The following is a 404-nucleotide window of genomic DNA, read 5'->3' on the forward strand; positions in this document are numbered from 1 at the left end:
GCGTCTCGAGGCGCTCGGCGGTGACCTGGCCGACGAGGCGGATGCCCAGGCCGGGGCCGGGGAACGGCTGGCGCCACACGATCGACTCGGGCACGCCCAGCTCGAGGCCGACCGCGCGCACCTCGTCCTTGAACAGCGTGCGCAGCGGCTCGACGAGCGCGAACTGCAGGTCGTCGGGCAGGCCGCCCACGTTGTGGTGGGACTTGATGTTGGCCGCGCCCTCGCCGCCGCCGGACTCCACGACGTCGGGGTACAGCGTGCCCTGGACGAGGAACTTCACGTCCTCGCCGTGCGCGCCGGCGTCCTCGACGACCTCGCGCGCGGCGTCCTCGAACACGCGGATGAACTCGCGCCCGATGATCTTGCGCTTCGTCTCCGGGTCCGACACGCCCGCGAGCGCCGCG

The 404-nt window shown here is 73.3% G+C and carries 1 pseudogene; it reads right to left on the reverse strand.

From position 1 onward, the window contains the following. Positions 1–404, reverse strand: a pseudogene (locus CAY82_RS27705) (GMP synthase (glutamine-hydrolyzing)); the annotation flags it as partial.

Source organism: Pseudomonas sp. SID14000 (assembly GCF_002165135.1).
Taxonomy (GTDB): domain Bacteria; phylum Pseudomonadota; class Gammaproteobacteria; order Pseudomonadales; family Pseudomonadaceae; genus Aquipseudomonas.